At 60.8% G+C, this 20,043-nt stretch carries 19 protein-coding genes; 13 read left to right on the top strand and 6 right to left on the bottom strand.

Annotated elements, in window-relative coordinates:
• Positions 1–172 precede the first annotated feature (172 nt).
• The gene (rpsU, locus tag RCH06_RS08530) at positions 173–385 is read left to right on the top strand and encodes a 30S ribosomal protein S21 (RefSeq protein ID WP_327081023.1); all 213 of its coding nucleotides are present in this window, start codon (positions 173–175) and stop codon (positions 383–385) included.
• Positions 386–497: 112 nt separating this feature from the next.
• On the top strand, positions 498–959 hold the full coding sequence (locus RCH06_RS08525; RefSeq protein ID WP_327081022.1) for a GatB/YqeY domain-containing protein: 462 nt from the start codon (positions 498–500) through the stop codon (positions 957–959).
• A 51-nt stretch (positions 960–1,010) separates the two neighbouring features.
• Here RCH06_RS08525 and RCH06_RS08520 read toward each other — a convergent pair whose 3' ends face one another.
• Positions 1,011–1,553, bottom strand: a complete 543-nt coding sequence (locus RCH06_RS08520; protein ID WP_327081021.1) for a DUF4399 domain-containing protein — start codon at positions 1,551–1,553, stop codon at positions 1,011–1,013.
• A 582-nt stretch (positions 1,554–2,135) separates the two neighbouring features.
• Positions 2,136–3,545, bottom strand: a complete 1,410-nt coding sequence (gene pmbA / locus RCH06_RS08515) for a metalloprotease PmbA (RefSeq protein WP_327081020.1) — start codon at positions 3,543–3,545, stop codon at positions 2,136–2,138.
• A 25-nt stretch (positions 3,546–3,570) separates the two neighbouring features.
• On the opposite strand from pmbA, the gene yjgA reads away from it, so the two are divergent.
• From yjgA to RCH06_RS08500, 3 genes are all read left to right on the top strand, one after another.
• A complete protein-coding gene (yjgA, locus tag RCH06_RS08510) occupies positions 3,571–4,176 on the top strand; it encodes a ribosome biogenesis factor YjgA (RefSeq protein WP_327081019.1) in 606 nt (201 codons plus the stop codon).
• Positions 4,173–4,775: a molybdopterin adenylyltransferase gene (gene mog / locus RCH06_RS08505; protein ID WP_327081018.1), complete on the top strand. Its 603-nt coding sequence runs from the start codon at positions 4,173–4,175 to the stop codon at positions 4,773–4,775. Before yjgA ends, mog begins: the two co-directional genes overlap by 4 nt.
• Positions 4,776–4,875: 100 nt before the next feature.
• Positions 4,876–5,256, top strand: a complete 381-nt coding sequence (locus RCH06_RS08500; protein WP_327081017.1) for an ABC transporter substrate-binding protein — start codon at positions 4,876–4,878, stop codon at positions 5,254–5,256.
• Between the two features lie 28 nt (positions 5,257–5,284).
• Here the strand turns inward: RCH06_RS08500 and cysE are convergent, their stop codons facing one another.
• Positions 5,285–6,064, bottom strand: coding sequence for a serine O-acetyltransferase (gene cysE / locus RCH06_RS08495; RefSeq protein WP_327081016.1), 780 nt, complete (start codon positions 6,062–6,064; stop codon positions 5,285–5,287).
• A gap of 9 nt (positions 6,065–6,073) precedes the next feature.
• Positions 6,074–6,901: an RNA methyltransferase gene (locus RCH06_RS08490; RefSeq protein ID WP_327081015.1), complete on the bottom strand. Its 828-nt coding sequence runs from the start codon at positions 6,899–6,901 to the stop codon at positions 6,074–6,076.
• Between the two features lie 286 nt (positions 6,902–7,187).
• Here RCH06_RS08490 and RCH06_RS08485 point away from each other — a divergent pair, with 286 nt between their 5' ends.
• The 4 genes from RCH06_RS08485 (at position 7,188) to RCH06_RS08470 (ending at position 12,024) form a co-directional block, all read left to right on the top strand.
• On the top strand, positions 7,188–8,090 hold the full coding sequence (locus RCH06_RS08485; protein WP_327081014.1) for a DUF3829 domain-containing protein: 903 nt from the start codon (positions 7,188–7,190) through the stop codon (positions 8,088–8,090).
• Positions 8,045–8,173, top strand: a complete 129-nt coding sequence (locus RCH06_RS08480; protein ID WP_327081013.1) for a hypothetical protein — start codon at positions 8,045–8,047, stop codon at positions 8,171–8,173. Before RCH06_RS08485 ends, RCH06_RS08480 begins: the two co-directional genes overlap by 46 nt.
• 157 nt (positions 8,174–8,330) lie before the next feature.
• On the top strand, positions 8,331–9,350 hold the full coding sequence (locus RCH06_RS08475; RefSeq protein WP_327081012.1) for an inositol monophosphatase family protein: 1,020 nt from the start codon (positions 8,331–8,333) through the stop codon (positions 9,348–9,350).
• 439 nt (positions 9,351–9,789) lie between these two features.
• Positions 9,790–12,024 (top strand): FUSC family protein, encoded by a 2,235-nt coding sequence (locus RCH06_RS08470; RefSeq protein ID WP_327081011.1) that lies wholly within the window; start codon positions 9,790–9,792, stop codon positions 12,022–12,024.
• A 22-nt stretch (positions 12,025–12,046) separates the two neighbouring features.
• On the opposite strand, the gene cho is transcribed toward RCH06_RS08470, so the two are convergent.
• Positions 12,047–12,907 (bottom strand): excinuclease Cho, encoded by an 861-nt coding sequence (cho, locus tag RCH06_RS08465; protein ID WP_327081010.1) that lies wholly within the window; start codon positions 12,905–12,907, stop codon positions 12,047–12,049.
• 172 nt (positions 12,908–13,079) lie between these two features.
• Between cho and RCH06_RS08460 the strand changes: the two genes are divergently transcribed.
• The 4 genes from RCH06_RS08460 to RCH06_RS08445 all read left to right on the top strand — a co-directional run bounded on the left by RCH06_RS08460 (position 13,080) and on the right by RCH06_RS08445 (position 19,037).
• A complete protein-coding gene (locus tag RCH06_RS08460; protein ID WP_327081009.1) occupies positions 13,080–14,267 on the top strand; it encodes an MFS transporter in 1,188 nt (395 codons plus the stop codon).
• Between the two features lie 213 nt (positions 14,268–14,480).
• Positions 14,481–17,093, top strand: coding sequence for a DNA mismatch repair protein MutS (gene mutS, locus RCH06_RS08455; RefSeq protein ID WP_327081008.1), 2,613 nt, complete (start codon positions 14,481–14,483; stop codon positions 17,091–17,093).
• A gap of 42 nt (positions 17,094–17,135) precedes the next feature.
• Positions 17,136–17,963, top strand: a complete 828-nt coding sequence (locus RCH06_RS08450) for a proteasome-type protease (RefSeq protein WP_327081007.1) — start codon at positions 17,136–17,138, stop codon at positions 17,961–17,963.
• 231 nt (positions 17,964–18,194) lie between these two features.
• On the top strand, positions 18,195–19,037 hold the full coding sequence (locus RCH06_RS08445; protein WP_327081006.1) for an alpha/beta hydrolase: 843 nt from the start codon (positions 18,195–18,197) through the stop codon (positions 19,035–19,037).
• Positions 19,038–19,110: 73 nt separating this feature from the next.
• On the opposite strand, the gene RCH06_RS08440 is transcribed toward RCH06_RS08445, so the two are convergent.
• Entirely contained in the window at positions 19,111–19,944 is an 834-nt protein-coding gene (locus RCH06_RS08440; protein WP_327081005.1) for an undecaprenyl-diphosphate phosphatase, read from the bottom strand.
• Between the last annotated feature and the right edge of the window lie 99 nt (positions 19,945–20,043).

The raw sequence follows: 20,043 nt of genomic DNA, 5'->3' as shown, positions 1-20,043 counted from the left end.
TCTGCCAGACCGCAGGCGCAGCGGCCCCCTCGGGGGGCAGGGAGTTACGCGAAGCGAACGACCGTGGGGGCCTTTTACCGCCTGCTATAATCGCAGGCTTTGCTAGCAAACCCGCACCTGGCCTGATCCTGATCAGATCAATGAAAAGTGCATCTTTTGAATCGATTCATCAATGACCACCATTCGCGTAAAAGACAACGAACCCTTTGACGTGGCACTGCGCCGCTTCAAGCGCACCATCGAAAAACTCGGCCTGCTGACCGAACTGCGCGCCAAAGAGTTCTACGAAAAGCCAACCGCCGTGCGCAAGCGCAAGAAGGCAGCCGCCGTCAAGCGTAACTACAAGCGCATTCGCGCCATGCAGTTGCCCAAGAAGCTGTACTGATCCAGTACTTGCCTCACGGCAGCTCAAGCCCGCAAGAGGACGCTCTGCGGGCTTTTTTGTTTTCCGCAATCCATTGCAAATTTCAATTCAAAACCCTTCAGGAGCCACCGCCATGACCCTCAAAGAACAAATCACCGAAGACATGAAAACCGCCATGCGTGCCAAGGACAGCGAGCGCCTGGGCACGATCCGGCTGCTGCTGGCGGCCATCAAGCAAAAGGAAGTGGACGAGCGCGTGGTGGTTGATGACGTGATGGCCATCGCCATCGTGGACAAGCTGATCAAGCAGCGCAAGGACTCCATCGAAGCGTTTGAAAAAGCCCAACGTCAGGAGCTGGCCGACAAGGAAAAATCCGAGATGCTGGTGCTGCAGGCCTACTTGCCCGCCCGCATGAGCGCTGAGGAAGTCACGGCTGAAGTCAAAACCATCGTCGCTGCGCTGGCCGCTGAACTGGGCCGCGCCGTCGGTCCCGGCGACATGGGCAAGGTCATGGGCGCCGTCAAGACCCGGCTGGCCGGCAAGGCCGACATGGGCCAGGTATCTAGCGCGGTGAAAGCGGCGCTGGCAGCTTGAGCGTAGCAAGGGCGGCTTGGACGCCCTTCTGCCTGCGGCAAGCCGTACCGATTACTGCACGCGTATCGGCGTGGAAACCGATTCAGCCAGCGTTTTTCCTGCTGCCGTGTTGTTCATGAAATCCAGCTTCAGCACATAGGCCCCGGCGGGGGGTGCCAGGAGCGTCTCGGTCTCGCCATTCGTGAAGTCCATTTCGACCGGTTTTCCTCCGTCCTGCGGCGACACTGTCAGGCGGAAATGGCCGGTATCCTTTTCTTTTTGCTGCAGATGGGCGACGTTCAAGCCTGACGCCTGAAACTGCACCGTAAACGGGGGCTTGAGCTCGGCATTGGCGGCAATATTGGGCAGGCTGATGCCTTTTTTGATCAGCGTGGCCGGATCAGTGTCCTTGTTCTTGCGCGTCACCGTGATTTTGAGCGGCTTGCTGTACACAAAATGCGGCAAGTGGGTGCTGTCTGCCAGCAGCAGTCGCAAGGTGTAGGTGCCGGGCTCCAGCGTCAACACCGTTTCCATCTGGCCTTTGCCAAAGTGCATGTACTGGTCATCAAAAGGCAAGGCCTTTTTAAAGTCGAGCGGAAGATCCCGATTGATCAACAAATGGTGGTGGCCGCTTTTTCCGTCCTGCGGCACGCTGATCGGCGCCAGACCCCCAGCCGCCGGTCAGGCCAAAAGTGGCCCGAAAAGGCGTTTCAATTTTTGCGCCGTTCTGAAGATTGGTGAAATACGCTTCGGCCCCCTGGCGAGCCGGACTGGCCTGCCACTTGAACAGCGTATGGGCGCTGTTTGGGGAAGCGCTGGCGGTAGCCGGTGCCGGACTGGCTTGCGCCAGGCAAAGCAAAGGTGCCAAGCCTGCGAGCGCTGCAATCAGTGTGTGTTTTATTGACAATTTAATCTCTTCGTGAGCGCCAAGATAGGCAAGCGGTGAGATTACATTTTTTTACTTTTGCAAAATAAAGCGGCTTCAATAACTGGGCTATTTGACGGGTTATTTCAAGTCGTCACCCGCTCCAGACTGCGCATCTGATGTGCCGGAGAACTCCAAATATGTTCAAAAGAAGCATCAGCAAACAGTGCTTTGACTGATGCAGCCACTGCTACAAATTGCTATTAATTAAATAGCTGCTAGCGCACAACTGGCGTGCGCAAAAGCACCTATTCCTTTAAAAATACAGATTTTCAGCTGCCAGCGACCTTCATCCGGTTCACCAAAATGGAGCCTACGGTTTTGGCGCCGTAGTTGTAGGCATCTGCGCCCACGGCCTGAATGCCCATCAGCATGTCTTTCAAATTACCGGCAATCGTGATTTCCTCTACAGGAAAGGCGATTTCACCGTTTTCAACCCAGAACCCTGATGCGCCGCGCGAATAGTCGCCCGTCACATAGTTCACGCCCTGGCCCATCAGTTCCGTGACAAACAAGCCCCGGCCCAGCTTGCGCAGCATGGCTTCGAGGTCGTCACCCGCGCCCGTCTTGCGGCTGCTCATCACCAGATTGTGCGAACCGCCGGCATTGCCCGTGGTGCGCATGCCGAGCTTGCGGGCGGAATAGGTGCTCAAGAAATAACCGGCCACGCGCCCGGCTTCCACCACCTGGCGGGCGCTGGTCTTGACGCCTTCTTCATCAAACGGCGAACTGCCCTTGCCCTTGAGCAAATGCGGGTCTTCGTGGATGTCGATGTGTTTGGGGAATGCCATCTTGCCCAGGCTGTTCGCTAGGAAGGTGCTTTTTCGGTACAGCGCGCCGCCGCTGATCGCCTGCACAAACCCACCCAACAGGCCAGCCGCCAACGGCGACTCAAACAGCACCGGGCATTCGGTGGTCGGAATTTTCCGGCCTTTCAGGCGCGCCAGTGCGCGTTCAGCGGCATAGCGGCCAACGGCTTCAGGAGGCGCCAGCTCGCTGGCGTCACGCATCGAGCTGTACCAGGCGTCGCGCTGCATTTGTTTGCCCTTGCCGGCAATCGGTGCCACTGAAATGCTGTGGCGCGAACTGGCATAACCACCACGAAACCCCCCGCTGTGGGCGCTGAAAAAATGACTTTGCTGCGCCGATACGCCTGCGCCTTCGCTGTTGGTGATCAACTTGGAAGTGGCAAAGGCGGCGGCTTCGCATTGCAGCGCCAGCTGGGCGGCTTCTTCCGAGTTGATGGCCCACGGGTGAAACAGGTTTAGCTCGGGATGATGGCGGGAAATGTCCTGCTCGTCAGGCAAGCCTGAGGTGGCATCTTCTGCAGTAAAACTTGCAATGTCGTAGGCGGCTTTCACGGTCTGCTGGATGGCAGCTTTTGAAAAATCGCTGGTGGCTGCATTGCCGCGTTTTTTGCCGACATAGACGGTAATGCCCAGCGATTTGTCGCGGTTGCGCTCAACTGTCTCCAGTTCGCCCTTGCGCACGCTGACGGACAAACCGAAGCCTTCTGACGCTTCGGCGGCGGCATCGGTGGCGCCCAGCTTTTTGGCGTGACTCAGTGCGGTGTCAACCAGCTCTTCAAAAAAACCGCGACTGTAACTAAAACCGGCTTCCGGCTGGCTGGTTTTGGTGCGCGAAGTGGTGCGGGATGGACGGACTGTGGATTTTTGGGTCATATGGGTAGCTATGATACTGACTGCCATGAACATCAAAAATACAAAGCCTGTCGCCAAGGCCATCAAAGGCTACTGGTCCAACGGCCGGTTCGTGAAACCCGAAGAAATCGCCCTCGAAGAAGTGGGGCCGCCCAGCAAAACCCAGCTCAAAGCCGAAGCCGACGAAAAGCAAGCGCTCGGCGAAGCTTTGCTGACCCTGCGCACCGACCTGATGGCGCGTCTGGACTTGCCCGAAAAGCTGCTCGATGCGCTGACGCAGGTCAAACGCATCACCAACTTTGAAGGGCGGCGTCGCCAGATGCAATTTATCGGCAAGCTGATGCGCCCGCTGGACATGACGCCCATTCGCGCGGCCATTGACGAGCAGGCCAACGGCTCCGCTGATTTGACGCTGGCGCTGCACCTGGCCGAACAGTGGCGCGACAAGCTGATTGCTGCCGACGAGGCGCTGAGCCAGTGGCTCGACGAATACCCGGCCACCGATTCGCAGCAGCTGCGCGCACTGATTCGCCAGGCCCGCAAAGACATCGCCAAGCCTGAAACACCGGGCGAAGCACCACGTCACAACAAAGCCTATCGCGAAATTTTCCAGCTGGTCAAGCAAACGATGGCGAAGGAACCCGAGGCATGAATAGCGCCCGCCCCACAGCGCACGATGGCGTAAAAATCGGCATCGTCTCGGTCAGCGACCGGGCCTCCAGCGGGGTCTACGTAGACAAGGGCCTGCCCGCCCTGAAAGACTGGCTGACACGCGCGCTGCTCAACCCGATCACGTTTGAAGAACGGCTGATTCCCGACGAGCAGGCGGGCATCAGCGCCGCGCTGATTGAATTGGTCGAATCGGGCTGCTGTCTGGTGCTCACCACCGGCGGCACCGGCCCGGCCCTGCGCGACGTGACGCCGGAGGCCACGCTGGCCGTGGCGCACAAGGAAATGCTAGGCTTTGGCGAACAGATGCGGCAGATCAGCCTGAAATTTGTTCCGACGGCGATCTTGTCGCGGCAGGTCGCGGTGATTCGCGGCCAGAGCCTGATCCTGAATCTACCCGGCCAGCCCAAGGCCATCGCCGAAACGCTGGAAGGCTTGAAGAACGAGGCCGGCGAATCGGTGGTTGCCGGCATTTTTGCAGCCGTGCCTTACTGCATCGATCTGATTGGCGGCCCGTATCTGGAAACCGACCCGTCGGTTTGCAAGGCCTTTAGGCCCAAGAACGCACTTCGCGCGGTATAAAAGCCGACAACGCTGCAGGCGCACACCGTGCAGGCAGCGGAAAAAGCCGAGTCGCCATGACTCTGGCATTTTTGTTTGGTTTTTTTACCTGAGTGATTTCATGAACGCTTCTTTTCGCACCAGCCTTTCCATCGTCGCTCTGGCGGTCGCTTCCCTGACGCTGCCTTCACTGGCTAATGCCAAACGCATGGGTGGTGGCATGAAGTCTGCGCCGCGCACGTCAGCCCCCGCGCCTGCCAAAGCAGCGCCTCCCGCCGCAGCACCGGCTCCGGCCGCAGCGCCTGTCGCAGCAGCGCCTGCTGCCGCTCCTGCAGCAGCCGGGTCGGGCATGATGGGCACCATGGGTTCAATGGCCGTGGGTGCAGTGGTCGGAACGATGGCCGGAAGCGCCATTGCCGGCGCGATGAACCCGGAAGAAAAACAAAAAGCCGCCGCGCAAAAAGCAGCAGCGGCGGCCTCCGCGCCCGCAGCCGCCAAATAAGCCTTATCAGGGTCGGCGCGTCAGCCGGCTATTTGCCGACCAGCTGGTTCAGCTTGTCGGCTTCAAAGTTGGCTTTGAGCGCAGCATCTTCGGGAACGCAATCCCGGTGCTGTGCAGCCGGCAGGGTCGAGAGCTTTTCAATCGCCTGCCAGAGCAGCGCAATCTGGTGTTCCTGACCGGAAGCGTTGTCGATCAGGCCGCGCAACGCCTGACTCAGCGGGTCGTCGTTTTGCGTCACGCCATAGGCTGAAAACCCCATCTGGCTGGCGGCCTCTTCGCGCTTGACATCGGCGCCCGCCTGGATGACACGGGCCGGGTTGCCGACTGCCGTCGCCCCAGCGGGCACGGGCTTGACGACCACGGCATTGGAGCCGATTCTGGCGCCGTCACCGACCAAAAATCCACCCAACACTTGCGCACCTGCGCCCACCACGACATTTTTCCCCAATGTCGGATGGCGCTTGGCGCCTTTGTACAGGGCCGTTCCGCCCAGCGTCACGCCGTGGTAAATCGTGCAACCCGAACCGATTTCAGCGGTTTCGCCAATCACCACGCCCATGCCGTGGTCGATGAACACGCAGCCGGCGATTTGTGCGCCCGGATGAATTTCAATGCCCGTGAGCCAGCGCGAAATATGCGAGATAAAACGCCCCAGCCATTTGAAATCATGCGTCCAGCACCAGTGCGCACGCCGGTGCAGCACCAGCGCATGCAGGCCGGGGTAACACGTCAGCACCTCCCAGCGGGTGCGGGCAGCGGGGTCACGTTCAAGAATGCACTGAATGTCGGAGCGGAGTCTGGAAAACATAAAAGGAGTTTATGGCGTGAGAGGCGTGTTCGCTGGCGCGGACGCTTTGTCCGGAGCAGGCAACGTTTTATCCGGCGCATGCCGCATCATGGCCTTGGCCACGCCGCGCAGGATGTGAATTTCTTCGGGGCTGAGCTGCGCGCGGTTAAACAGCTGGTTCAGGCGCGGCATGAGTTTTTTGGGCGACGCCGGATCCAGAAAGCCGATGTCGGCCAGCGCCTGCTCCCAATGCCCGAGCATGCCGGCCACGGCGGCTGCATCGGCCAGCCGGGGTTCGGTGGTCGCCGCCTGCACGCCAAAGCCGCCCAGCGCCTCGCGCCAGTCGTAGGCAATCAGCTGCACGGCTGCGCCCAGATTGAGCGAGCCGAATTTGGGGTCGGTCGGAATGCTGAGTGCTGCATGGCAGCGGTACACATCGTCGTTTTGCATGCCAAAACGCTCGGAACCGAACAAAAAAGCAACCGAATCGGGCTTGAGCGCTTGATGGACGGGCGCAAGAAGCTCCTGTTCTGATAGCACTTCGGGCCGCGCCAGCAGCTCGGCAAAATGCGGCCGGGGGGCCAGCGTGGGCGGGCCGAAGTCGCGCGGCGTCATGGCCGTGGCGCATAAATGCACCATGCCGTCCAGCGCCTCGTCGAGCGTTTCGACGATGCGGGCGTTGTTTAACACATCAAGCGCACCGCTGGCCCGCTGGATGGTTTCCTCGCGCCGCAGCACATTGGCCCAGCGCGGCGCGACCAGCACCAGGTCGTCAAAGCCCATGGTTTTCATGGCGCGGGCGGTGGCGCCCACATTGCCGGCGTGGCTGGTGTTGATCAGGACAAAACGGGTTTTCATGGCGGAAACAGCAACTCAAAAAATGGAAACAAGGCAGGCAGGCATTCGCCGGGCCGGTGCATGTGCGGTGCGCCAAAGCGGCATAGGCTGATTGTCGCCGGTCTTTTTGCGGCCTAAACAGGCGCCAAAACAGCGCAGGCAAATCGCGACGCTTCAAGCGCATCAATCCGGTTTCATCCTACGAATCGGACAAAAATCAGCCGTTAGCTTTTCGATTCTGCCGGCCGGGCGGCGCCCTTTGCAGCGTGCCCCGGCTGGCATCACATTCAACAACAGGAAATAGTCCATGCGCCCGATCCGAAATACTTACCGTCCCGCCCTGTTGGGCAGCTTGCTAGCCAGCGCCGTATTGCTGGCAGCCTGCGGAAAAAGTGGCGTTGAGACCCCTGCCGCTGGCAGCAACTCCAGTGCCCCAGTTGTCGCCAGCGCACCTGCGCCAGCGGCAAATGCCAAGCCAGCGGGCAACACCGAGCAGCAAGCCAGCCAGAAAATGAATGCCTACACCGACGCCTACAACAAGCTGATTGGCACTTTTGGCTTGCCCGAAACGTATGAGGGCTACCTCAAAGACAACATTCCAAAACGCACCGCAACCGACAGTATTTCCATTACTGACGGCTGGGTAGAAATTGCGCTGGACAAGTTCAAAAAAGGCCGCGCGCTGGCATCAGGTGGCCAGGAAGCGCTGAACCAGTCGGCTGACCAGCTGATTGGCGCGCTGGACAAGCTGGTGGTGCAGCTCAAGGCGTTGAATATTTATTACGAGTCCAAGACTTATAAAAACGACAACCTGGCGCGTGGCAAATCCGAAGATGCGTCGCTGCGCACCCATTTTGAAGCCAGCATGTCGGCCATGAAATCGTTCAACGAAGTGCTGAGTCAGGAGCAGAAAAAGCGTAATACCGAAATGCTGGCCCGCCTGAAAGCCAGCGGTGACTTGCTGGGCTACAACAGCAAACTGGCGCTGGGACAAGGCGAGGAATTGATCAACCTTTTCCACACTGAAAGCGACATCAAGAGCGCTGCCAAATACACCGAGGGCGATGCGCTGGTGGCGGAACTTGAAAAAACCCTCACCGCGCAGCTCGAACTGTATGCGGCGGCCAAGGGCAAGAACCCCGGCCCGACTCCGGCCATGAAAGCATGGCCTCCAATCTGGTGTCGCTGGTGGGCGCTTACCGCGACATGAAGCAGTCCAAAAAGGCCGAAGACTACAACGACATGGTCAAGGAATACAACCGGGCCGTGGAAAGCGCCAACGGCATCGACTGACCCGTGCCGGCGCGGCCTGGGTTAGCCAGGCCATCGCCGCCGGCAACCTGTCGTTTTGCAGCCAGACAGTGAACCGGTAAAATAGCCGGTTTTCTGCTTGTCCGGTTACCGGGCAGCAGCCTTGGCTGTTTTTCCTGGCCGCTCTTTACTACCTTTTATGTCCAGCAATCTCCACCCCATGCTTAACGTGGCCATCAAGGCTGCGCGCGCCGCCGGCGCCCTCATCAACCGCGCTGCACTTGATGTTGAGGCGGTTCGCGTTTCGCTCAAGCAGACCAACGATTTCGTCACCGAAGTCGATCAGGCCGCTGAAACCGCGATCATCGAAACGCTGCTCACCGCCTACCCCGGCCACGGCATCCTGGCCGAAGAATCGGGCAGCGAGCATGGGGCGAAAGATTCCGAATTCGTCTGGATCATCGACCCGCTGGACGGCACCACCAACTTCATCCACGGCTTTCCGTTTTACTGCGTCAGCATTGCGCTGTCGGTGCGCGGAAAAATCGAGCAGGCCGTGGTCTATGACCCGATGCGCAACGATATCTACAGCGCCAGCAAGGGCCGTGGCGCCTATGTCAATGACCGTCGCATCCGCGTTGGCAAGCGCACGCGCCTGCAGGAATGTTTGATTTCAACCGGCTTTCCTTACCGTCCCGGCGACAAGCTCAAACCGTACCTGAACATGCTGGGCGAAGTGATGAGCCAGTGCGCCGGCGTGCGCCGCCCCGGTGCGGCAGCGCTCGACCTGGCGCATGTTGCCGCCGGTCTGACCGACGGATTTTTTGAAACCGGCTTGAAGCCCTGGGACGTGGCAGCCGGCTCGTTGCTGATTACCGAAGCGGGCGGCCTGATCGGCAACTTCACCGGCGAATCCGACTTCATGGACCACGGCGAATGCGTGGCCGGCAACCCGCGCATTTACGGCCAGCTGATCAGCACGCTGGGCAAGTACAGCAAGTTTGCCGGTGCCGGCGACAAGGCCACGGTACGCCAGGCCGTGCAAGACGCGTCAGCCCCGACGGCCCCTACAGAAGAAGGCAGCGAATCAGCACCCGCTGTGGTTGCCAAGCCAACCCTCAAGGCCAAGCGCATCCAGCGCGCCAGCCCAGCGGCCCCGGCCAGCGCCGACCCGGTTGCCGACACAGTTGCCGAACAGACGCCTGACGCGCCGTTCTAATCACCCGCTTGAGGTGAAGCCTGCCGAAATATCCGGCAAGCACAGTTTGCGTCCACACCAACCGCCCGGGCCTCAGTGCCTGGGCCAGTTGATGCTCCCTGCATTACTTTCGCTGCGCTGAAAACAATGCACCAGCGCGCTGTCAAGACGCACCTTGTCGGGCGGCGCATCAACCCACTGGCCCCACGGCAGATTTGCCGTAAAAAGCATTTCACGGACCGCCACGCCGCTCCGTCTTTACGCGGAAAACCCGAATTGCCTTGAATAAAGCGTGTCTGCGCCACCGCGCTGTGATGGCCACGGCACGCAGCTACACTGATTTCGCCAGCGCGGCCCGCATTGCCCTTCATGGCGAATTTGCCAAAATGCCTGCAGCCTGCAGGCCGCTGCGCAGCCAAGCCGGACTGGCCCTGATTCGCCAACGTAAAAGCCACGCATCATGAACCGACACCCGACTGACCCGACCTTTCTTGCCAAGCAGGTCACGCGGCTTCACGGCAGGACACAGAACGCATTGCGCATTGCCCTGAGCCACTACGTGACCAATGGCCTGACGGTCGCGCTCGGTCTGGTGTTGATCATGCTGGCGCTGTTCGAGTCAGCTGGCGTCGCCGCTGCTGCCAGCGCAGCCGTCGGCGTCATCATCACCAGCTTGCCGGACGTGCCCTCGCCACGCCGGCGCAAAGTCATGCAGGTGCTGCCCGCGCCGCTGCTGGGCACACCGCTGTTCATGCTGGTGCAGCTGACGCGCCAGGACACGCTGCTGCTGGGCGCGGTGCTGGTGGCCGGCACGTTTTTGGCCGTAATGTTGATGGCCTGGGGCAAGCGCGGCGGCCCGATCTGCTTTTCGCTGCTGTTTTCGATGCTGTTTTCGATGGCTGCGCCGCCGATGAGTTCACTGCAGCAAGTCTTGCAGCACACCGCCTGGTTTGTGGCTGGCGCGGGGCTGTATCTGCTGTGGGCCGTGTTGACCACGCACCTGCTCAACCAGCGCTTTCGGGCGCAATTGCTGGCGGAATGCCTGCACAGTTTTGCGCAGATTTTGCGCACGCAGGCCCAGCGCTTCGACATCGACCCCAACTACCAAGCATTGCTCGAAGCCATGCTGAATCGGCAAGCCAGCCTGGCCGACCAACTGCAGGCCGCGCGCGATGTGGTGCTGGAATCCCCCACCACCGCCCCGCGCCAGCAATACGCCGCCATGCTGCTGAGCCTGCTGGAAGCGCGCGACCACCAGCTGGCCTGTGACCTGGACCTGGATGTGCTGCTGACGCAACGCGGCGCGGTGTCCGTGCTGCCCGCATTGCAGCAAACGCTGAACACCACCGCCGACGAACTGGAGACACTCGGCATGGCGCTGCTGCTGGGCCGACGCAAAAAATCCATCCCGCCGATCCGCGATTTGCGACCTCAACTGGCTGGCGTGCTGCCGGCCAGGACGCAAACCCCTGCAGCGCTGGCGCCACAACCGATCCGCACGGACGCCCCCGATGCAGCGGCCCTGCTGCACAGCATGGCCGACCGCATCGGCCACATCAATGACGAGGCCGTCAAGATGGCGGCACTGGCGCGCGGCGACGTTGCGCCTGAGCTCAGCCTGGTGCGCAACCAGTGGCAGCTGTTTGTCAGTGCCACGCAATGGAGCTGGAAACCCCTGCTCGGGCAACTGGGCTGGCGCGCCCCGACCCTGCGCTATGCGCTGCGCGCCACGCTGGCCGTGGCGGTGGGCTATGGGGTGTCGCTGCACCTGCCGTGGGCCACGCATGAATACTGGATATTGATCACCATCGTGGTCGTAATGCGCGGCAATCTGGCGCAGACGGTCCAGCGCCGCAATGCCCGCGTCGCCGGCACGGTGCTGGGCTGCCTGCTGGTCATGGCGCTGCTCATGACGCACCCCGGCGGCAAGATGCTGTTCCTGATCGTCGCGCTCAGCGCCGGCATGGCGCATGCATTTGCCTTGCGCCGTTATCTGTACACCACGATTGCCGCCACCATCAGCGGCTTGCTGCAGGCGCACTTGTTGCTGGTGGGCCTGCAACCCACGTTTGCGATTGGCGAGCGGCTGGCCGACACCGTGCTCGGTGCCCTGCTGGCCTGGCTGTTCAGCTATGTGCTGCCGTCCTGGGAGCGCAGCCAGATTCCCGGACTGGTCAAGCGCAGCATGCAGGCGCAAGGCGAGCATGCCAAGCTCGCCCTGGCGCTGCTCGACACCGCCCAGACCACCGACGTGAACTGGCGGCTGGCGCGCCGCGAAGCCTACGACAGCCTGTCAGCGCTGACGCTGGCTACGCAGCGCAGCATGGCTGAGCCGCGCCAGGTTCGCCCGCCGCTGGAGCCGCTGGAAACCCTGCAGGCGCGCAGCTACCAGTTGCTGGCCCAGTTAACCGCTGTCAAATCCCTGTTGCTGCTGCGCCGTGGTCAGCTTGACCTGGCCCAGGCCACACCGGCGCTGGAACACGCCGCGCAATGCATTGAAGCCGAGCTATTGGGCCAGGCACCCGCCGTATCAAATCAAACTCCGCCCGGTTTCAGCATGGCAGGCCAGCCCTACGTGGAGCGACCCGACATGTTGGTGGCCGCCGACCTGACGCCCTGGCTCCTGCGCCGCCTGCAACTGGCCTGCGCCATGGCCCGTGAACTGCGTCTGGCGGCCAGCCGGATACACGCCTGACGGGCTTGCGCCTGGCGCGCAATCACAGCGGGATGATCTCGGCCTTGCCGCTCAAAACGGGCTTGCACAGTATCTTGTAGCCATCGGCATCAAAGCCCGTTGCCACCACGTCCAGTTGACGGGCTTCTGCTTCGCTGCGCACGCTGCCCAGGTAACACCAGTTGCGCACGACGTGAATCTGGCAGTCGTCCCCATCGCGCTCGACCAGACCAATGGCACCCGGATAAGGCCAGCAGGCCACGCGCAGGCCGTTCAGGCTGGCCATCAGCCGGCTGCGGTGCGCGTCTGCGCTTTCGTCACCCCGGCACACGCCGGCGCACTGATGCAGCATGGCCCGAAAGCAGGCCCGGCCCGGCCTGAGCTTTTCCAGCCCCAGCGCGCCATAGCACAGCCGGTTCTGGTCAGCGAGCTGGCGCAGCGCTTCGAGCGCGCCATGTCGGCTGCCAAACAAACCGTACAAACACGGCGTAGTCGCAAAATTGATGTCTTTGGAATAAACCACCTCCGGCAGCCCGCCCACGATGCGCAAGGAACACAGCTGCCGGCTACGCCGCAGCCGCTGGTTCAGCAACGGTTGCTGCTGCTTGATCAGGCTGGCTTCAAGCAGCAGCGCGCCAATCTCGCCCGCCGTGCGAATGTGGCTGATGCGGCGGGTCTGGCGCAACAGACGCACTTCATCCGGATTGCGCAGATGCGACAGGACCCGGCTGCGCAGGTTGATGCTTTTGCCGATATAAAGCGGCAAGCCGTCTTCAGGTTCGCCATGAAACACATACACCCCAGGCGCAGACGGCATGCCCGCGATGGCTTCGCGCAGGTGCACAGGGTATTCATAGGCCAGCGCAGGCGAAAATTCGGGGTGGCGTCGGTTGGGCAGATGCATGGAGTTTTTCAGAATTGCACAGTTTAGGGCGGACCGGAAAAGTCCGCGAAGCAGGAGAAAATGGCCATGTTTTCCTTGCTGGGCTTGCAGGCACTGTACAAAATCAAACCTGAACCCCGTAAGTTCTGACAGCCGCCACAGGACGTATTGCTAACCGCAAATAGGCATCCCCATGATTAAACCCGCCCCCTCCCCTGCCCGTATTCCCCGTGGAATTTGGGTTTTAGGCTTTGTCAGCATGCTCATGGATATTTCCTCCGAGATGGTTCACAGCCTGCTGCCTTTGTTCCTGGTGGGAACGCTCGGTGCCAGTGCATTCACCGTAGGCATCATCGAGGGCCTGGCCGAATCCACGGCGTTGATCGTCAAGGTTTTCTCTGGCGCGTTGAGCGACTATCTGGGCAAACGCAAGGGCTTGGCGGTCGTTGGCTACGCGCTGGGCGCTTTGACCAAACCGATTTTCGCCATCGCGACCAGCACGGGGGTCGTGGTGGCGGCCAGGCTGCTTGACCGGGTCGGCAAAGGCATCCGGGGCGCTCCGCGCGATGCGCTTGTGGCCGAAATCGCTCCGCCTGAAATGCGCGGCGCCGCTTTTGGCTTGCGCCAGTCGCTCGATACCGTGGGGGCATTTACCGGCCCCCTTCTGGCGGTGGGTCTCATGCTGCTTTGGGCCAACGACTACCGCAAAGTGTTTTGGGTGGCCGTGATTCCGGGGTTGTTGGCCGTTGCATTGCTGATGTTCGGCGTCAAGGAACCCGAGCGCCCTGCAAATGAAAAAAGGACGAATCCAATCAAGCGGGACAACCTGCGCCGCCTTGGACTCGGTTACTGGTGGGTGGTCGCTATCGGCGCCGTATTTACGCTGGCCCGTTTCAGCGAAGCATTTCTGGTGCTGCGCGCTCAACAAACCGGTGTCGCCACTGCACTGGTTCCGCTGGTGATGGTGGCCATGAACCTGGTCTATGCGGGTTCGGCCTATCCTTTTGGATGGCTCTCTGACCGCATGAGCCATGACAAGCTCCTGGCGATGGGGCTGGTCGTGCTGATAGCCGCCGACCTGACGCTGGCCAGCGGCCAAGGGTGGCAAACCCTGCTGGTAGGCGTGGCGCTCTGGGGCGTTCACATGGGGATGACGCAAGGACTGCTGGCGACGATGGTGGCAGACACGGCGCCCGCCGATCTTCGGGGAACGGCTTACGGTTTTTTCAACCTCGTGAGCGGCCTGTCCATGCTGATCGCCAGTGGATTGGCAGGCTGGCTGTGGGATGCGCACGGGTCGCAGGCGACCTTTTATGGCGGAGCGGTATTGAGCGCAATAGCGTTGCTTGTCCTTGCGCTGCGCCGTGCAAAGGCGTCGTGAGCCGGCATGTCCGGCTCACGCAATGTCGCGAAGTAGTGCCGCCACGTCGACGCGAAACGCTGGAATAACCGATGACCGACAATGTTGAACCCGTAAGTTCTTGCAACCCAACGAGTTTCAAGTTGATGCGGAAAACACAATTGCACAGAAAGCAAATCCCAACCTGCGCTGGGTAGTTGCGGTGCAACTTGTCTTTAAAAACATAAGTCATTGATGCCAAAAGAGAATTTTTCAGCCTCTCCTGCCCCAACCGCCCAGGCTCCCCATACGCCGATGATGGCCCAGTACCACGCCATCAAGGCCGAGTATCCCGACACGCTGGTTTTCTACCGCATGGGCGATTTTTATGAAGTCTTTTTTGGCGATGCCGAAAAGGCCGCGCGCCTGCTCGACATCACGCTGACCCGGCGCGGGCAGTCAGCGGGCGGGCCGGTCGTCATGGCGGGCGTGCCGTTTCATTCGCTTGAAAACTACCTCGCCAAGCTGATCAAGCTGGGCGAATCGGTGGCCATTTGCGAGCAAATCGGTGACGTGGCGACTTCCAAAGGCCCGGTTGAGCGCAAAGTGGTGCGCGTGGTCACGCCCGGCACGCTGACCGACACCGAACTGCTGAGCGACAAGACCGAATCCATCTTGCTGGCCGTGCACCAGGGCGCGCGCAACACCTGCGGGCTGGCCTGGCTCAGCGTGACGCAGGGCGAGATTCATCTGGCCCACTGCGCCAGCGGCGAACTGGAAACCTGGCTGGCCCGGATTGCCCCAAGCGAGCTGGTCTACAACATTGATGTCACGCCCGCGTTCGAGCAGCGGCTGCAAAGCCAGCGCTGCGCCGCCAGCGCCCGGCCGGCCTGGCAGTTTGACGCCGCGCTGGGCGCGCGCCGCCTGCTGGAGCAATTCAAGGTGGCGTCGCTGGCCGCGTGGAATGCCGAAAGCCTGCATGAAGCGCATGCCGCCGCCTCGGCCCTGCTGGGTTACGCCGAACACACCCAGGGCCGCGCCCTGCCCCATGTGCAGGGTTTGCAGGTGGTGCGCTCGGGCGAGCTGATCGAGCTGCCGCCGACCACGCGGCGCAACCTCGAACTCACGCAAACGCTGCGCGGCGAAGACGCGCCCACGCTGTTTTCACTGTTAGATACCTGCGCCACCGGCATGGGCAGCCGGGCGCTGAAAAGCTGGCTGCTGAGCCCGCGCCGCGACCGCGCGCAAGCTGCCAGCCGGCTCGAAGCCATCGCCCAGCTGCGCGGCGGTGCGCAGCAAACCTTGCGCGCCCGGCTCAAGGGCTGCAGCGACGTGGAGCGCATCACCGCCCGCATCGCGCTGCGCCAGGTGCGGCCCCGCGAACTGGTCGCCTTGCAGCTGACGCTACAAAAAGCAGAGCTGCTTGCGCCCGTGGACAGTGCGCCAGCGCCACTTTTAACCACTATTTTTGAAGATATTCAGCCCCCGGCAGGCTGCGCTGAGTTGTTGGCCCGCTTCATCCTCGATGAACCGGCTGCGCTGATACGCGACGGCGGCGTCATCAACCACGGCTGCGATGCGGATCTGGACGAGCTGCGCGCCATCCAGACCAACTGCGACGGTTTTTTGCTGGAACTGGAAGGCCGTGAAAAGCTGCGCACCGGCATTGCCAACCTGCGTGTGCAGTTCAACAAGGTGCACGGCTTTTACATCGAAGTCACGCAGGGCCAGCTCGACAAAGTGCCCGCCGACTACCGCCGCCGCCAGACACTGAAAAATGCCGAGCGCTACATCACGCCCGAACTCAAGACGTTTGAGGACAAGGCGCTGTCGGCGCAGGAACGCGCTTTGGCGCGCGAGAAGTGGTTGTACGAGCAGTTGCTCGACCAGCTGCAGGCGTTTGTACCCAGCCTGAGCCGTCTGGCGCGCGCGATTGCTGCGCTCGATGCGCTGTGCGCACTGGCCGAACGCTCACTGACGCTGAACTGGTGCGCGCCCAGTTTCGTGAAAGAGCCGTGCATTGACATCGGCCAGGGCCGGCATCCGGTGGTCGAAGCGCGCCTGCTAGAGACGGGCAGCGGCGCTTTCATCGCCAACGACTGCAACCTGACCGGCAAAAGCCGCATGCAGATCATCACCGGCCCGAACATGGGCGGCAAATCGACCTATATGCGACAGGTGGCGCTGATCGTGCTGCTGGCCAGCGTCGGCTCGTATGTGCCCGCCAGAGCCTGCCGGCTTGGGCCGATTGACGCGATTCACACCCGTATTGGTGCGGCTGACGACGTGGCCAACGCGAAATCCACCTTCATGCTGGAAATGCTGGAGGCCGCGCAGATTTTGCATGCCGCCACCCCGCATTCGCTGGTGCTGATGGACGAGATCGGGCGCGGCACCTCGACGTTTGACGGGCTGGCGCTGGCCGGCGGCATTGCCGCTTATCTGCACAACAAAGGTCAAGCCTTCACGCTGTTTGCCACGCATTACTTCGAGTTGACCGAATTTCCGGCCCAGCACCACGCGGCGGTCAACGTGCATGTCAGCGCCATCGAATCGGGTAACGACATTGTTTTTTTGCACCATATCGAGCCCGGCCCAGCCAGCAAAAGCTACGGCATTGCCGTCGCCAAACTGGCAGGCGTGCCCGCCGCCGTCGTCAACCATGCGCGCCATGCGCTGGCGGCGCTGGAAACCCAGCAAAGCCAGGCCAGCGCCCAGGTCGACCTGTTTGCCCCGCCGCCCGAAGCACCGGCTGCCGACCCAAGCGCCCTTGACAAGGCGCTGGCCGCTCTCGACCCTGATATCTTGACGCCCCGAGAAGCGCTTGACGCCCTTTACCAGCTCAAAAAACTGGCTAATGCCGCTTGAACTCCAGGTTTTCTTTTGTACGCCCAACCCCCTCATCACGCCATGACTTACTGCGTCGCCATCAAGCTCAATGCCGGACTGGTTTTTCTGTCCGATTCCCGCACCAACGCCGGTCTTGACCACATCAGCACCTTTCGCAAAATGATTGTTTACGAAAAGCCTGACGACCGTTTCATGGTCTTGCTGACCGCCGGCAACCTGTCGATTTCGCAATCAGTGCGCGAGATGCTGCAGACCGAGCAGATCAAAGACCGCGAAGGCGGCGAGCCGATCACTATCTGGAATGCCAAAAGCATGTTCGACGCCGCCCGCATTCTGGGCTCGGCCATTCGCCGCGTCTATGCGCGCGATGCCCAGGCGCTGAAGAATGACGACGTGAATTTCAATGTGTCGATTGTGTTCGGTGGCCAGATCAAGGGCGAGGGCATGCGCTTGTTCCAGATTTATTCAGCCGGCAACTTCATCGAAGCCACCGACGAGACGCCCTACTTCCAGATTGGCGAGTCCAAGTACGGCAAGCCCGTGCTGGACCGGGTCATTACCCCCGAAACACCGCTGGACGAAGCCGCCAAATGTGCGCTGGTGTCGATGGATTCGACCATCAAGTCCAACCTGTCCGTCGGCATGCCGCTGGACTTGGTGGTGTATGAAGCCAATGCGTTTCAAACCGACAAGATTATCTGCATTGACCACGACAACCCCTACTACCAGATGATGCACAACAGCTGGGGCCAAAAATTGCGCCAGGTGTTTGACAGCATTGAAGACCCGGTGTGGGACGACGCGCATACTGACACGCCTATCAAGATGCCGGTCAATCGCCATGCAGCGCTGAGGAAAATCAACACCGCCCATGACAAACTGATCTAGCGCGCCAACCCGCTTGACTGGCCAGCACAGAATACAAAAATCAGGTATTTTCGCTACTTTATTAATAGCTAGTAACGCATATACAGCGTGCGCAAGCGGCACTTTTTAGCATTAATGAGTCGTTTTCTGGTCAAAACGCATGCGCGCCAGCATACCGGCCCGTGTCCATCGAACTTTTTTCACTTTTGGCCCTTCAGGTGCAACCCGCGCTGATGGGCTCTTTAAACCGACGTGTCCACCTCTTCCAAACCCCTCATCATTTTTTCCCACGGCAACAGCTTTCCGGCCAGCACCTACGGCGTGTTGTTCCAGAGCCTGCAGGCGCGGGGTTTTCAGGTCAAGGCGATTGAAAAATTTGGCCACGACCCGCGCTATCCGGTCACCAGCAACTGGCCCAACCTGGTGCAGCAGTTGGCGGACTTCACCAAGGCAGAGGTCGAAAAATCCGGCCAGCCGGCTTTTTTGGTCGGCCATTCTCTGGGCGGCTTTTTAAGTTTGATGTGTGCGGCGTCCAACCCGGTGCTGGGCGGCCAGCCGGTGCGGGGCGTGGTGATGGTGGATTCGCCGATTGTGGGCGGCTGGCGCGCCAAAGCGCTGAGCGTGGCCAAACGCGCGCAACTGGTGGGTTCGATTTCGCCCGGTGCCATCAGCCGCAAGCGCCGCCACCAGTGGCTGGGCCGCGATGAAGTGCTGGCGCACTTTCGCAGCAAAAAAGCCTTTGCGCGCTGGGACGAACAGGTGCTGCGGGACTACATCGAACACGGCACGCACGACGAAAACGGCAGCGCCCAAGGCCAGCGCCTGCTGAGTTTTGACCGCGATGTGGAAACCAGCATCTACAACACCCTGCCCGACAACATGGATCAGCTGCTCAAGAAAAATCCGCTCAAATGCCCGGTCGCCTTCATCGGCGGGCGGCAGTCGGTCGAGATGAAACAGGTGGGCATGGCCATCACCCAAAGAGTCACGCAAGGCCGCATCATGATGCTCGACGGCAGCCATCTTTTCCCCATGGAAAAACCACTGGCGACGGCGGCAGCCATCGAGGCGATGCTGCTGAACCTGATGGGCTAAGGCGCAAGCCGCCCATTTGCCTTGCCATCAACCGCGCATTCCGGCCGCCAAAGCCGGCAATGCGCGCAGGCCATCAATCGGCCCAGACCACCAGGCCGCTCCAGGCGGTCGCCAGCACCACGATGCCAAACGCAATGCGGTACCAGGCAAAAGCCACGAAGTCGTGCGTGGCGATATAGCGCAGCAGCCAGCGAATGCACAGCCACGCGCTGAGGAATGAAAACAGCAGCCCAACCGCAAACATCGGCAAGTCAGACATGGCAAGCAACGCACGGTCTTTGTACAGGCTGTAGACACCCGCGCCAATCAGCGTGGGAATGGCCAGGTAAAACGAAAAGTCTGTAGACGCCTTGCGTGACAAGCCCAGCAGCATGCCGCCAATAATCGTCGAGCCGCTGCGGCTGGTGCCCGGAATCATGGCCAGGCACTGCACCAGCCCGACCTTCAGGGCATCCATCGTGGTCATCGACTCGACTTCATGCACACGCACGCTGGCCGGATTGCGCTTCTGGCGCTTTTCAGCCCACAAAATAATGAAGCCGCCCACGATGAAGGCCGTGGCCACCACCACCGGCGTAAACAGATGCGCCTTGATGGCCTTGCCAAACAACAAGCCCAGCACCACCGCCGGCAAAAAAGCCACCAGCACATTGAGCGCAAACTGCTGCGCCTGCTTTTCATTTGGCAGCGCAATCAGGGTGCTGCGGATTTTTTGCCAGTACACCAAAATCACCGCAAAAATAGCGCCGGTCTGGATGGCAATGTCAAACACCTTGGCCTTGTCATCGTCAAAACCCAGCAATGCGCCGGCCAAAATCAGATGTCCGGTCGAAGAAATAGGAAGAAATTCGGTCAACCCCTCAACAATGCCCATGATGGCGGCTTTGATCAACAGTGCAATATCCACGCTGGCTCCATTCAAAATGGGCCTGATTATCGCCGTTGCGCTTAAGCGAAGCTGAAGAGCACCAAGCGCTTTCGCCCTTGCTCCGCAACGCCGTTGAAC

It is taken from the genome of Polaromonas sp. CG_9.5 (genome assembly GCF_035984465.1).
Taxonomy (GTDB): Bacteria; Pseudomonadota; Gammaproteobacteria; order Burkholderiales; family Burkholderiaceae_C; genus Polaromonas.
Note: the sequence above shows the minus strand (reverse complement) of the source record. Positions and strands in the feature narration are given on the sequence as shown.

Bases quoted from the DNA above. Each gene is read 5' to 3' on its own strand.
- RCH06_RS08490 (WP_327081015.1), bottom strand. From the start codon at position 6,901: ATGAAAACCCGTTTTGTCCTGATCAACACCAGCCACGCCGGCAATGTG.
- RCH06_RS08500 (WP_327081017.1), top strand. From the start codon at position 4,876: ATGAACGCTTCTTTTCGCACCAGCCTTTCCATCGTCGCTCTGGCGGTC.
- mog (WP_327081018.1), top strand. From the start codon at position 4,173: ATGAATAGCGCCCGCCCCACAGCGCACGATGGCGTAAAAATCGGCATC.
- RCH06_RS08525 (WP_327081022.1), top strand. From the start codon at position 498: ATGACCCTCAAAGAACAAATCACCGAAGACATGAAAACCGCCATGCGT.
- RCH06_RS08450 (WP_327081007.1), top strand. From the start codon at position 17,136: ATGACTTACTGCGTCGCCATCAAGCTCAATGCCGGACTGGTTTTTCTG.
- RCH06_RS08460 (WP_327081009.1), top strand. From the start codon at position 13,080: ATGATTAAACCCGCCCCCTCCCCTGCCCGTATTCCCCGTGGAATTTGG.
- cysE (WP_327081016.1), bottom strand. From the start codon at position 6,064: ATGTTTTCCAGACTCCGCTCCGACATTCAGTGCATTCTTGAACGTGAC.
- RCH06_RS08485 (WP_327081014.1), top strand. From the start codon at position 7,188: ATGCGCCCGATCCGAAATACTTACCGTCCCGCCCTGTTGGGCAGCTTG.
- RCH06_RS08480 (WP_327081013.1), top strand. From the start codon at position 8,045: ATGGCCTCCAATCTGGTGTCGCTGGTGGGCGCTTACCGCGACATGAAG.
- rpsU (WP_327081023.1), top strand. From the start codon at position 173: ATGACCACCATTCGCGTAAAAGACAACGAACCCTTTGACGTGGCACTG.
- cho (WP_327081010.1), bottom strand. From the start codon at position 12,907: ATGCATCTGCCCAACCGACGCCACCCCGAATTTTCGCCTGCGCTGGCC.
- RCH06_RS08470 (WP_327081011.1), top strand. From the start codon at position 9,790: ATGAACCGACACCCGACTGACCCGACCTTTCTTGCCAAGCAGGTCACG.
- yjgA (WP_327081019.1), top strand. From the start codon at position 3,571: ATGAACATCAAAAATACAAAGCCTGTCGCCAAGGCCATCAAAGGCTAC.
- pmbA (WP_327081020.1), bottom strand. From the start codon at position 3,545: ATGACCCAAAAATCCACAGTCCGTCCATCCCGCACCACTTCGCGCACC.
- mutS (WP_327081008.1), top strand. From the start codon at position 14,481: ATGCCAAAAGAGAATTTTTCAGCCTCTCCTGCCCCAACCGCCCAGGCT.
- RCH06_RS08475 (WP_327081012.1), top strand. From the start codon at position 8,331: ATGTCCAGCAATCTCCACCCCATGCTTAACGTGGCCATCAAGGCTGCG.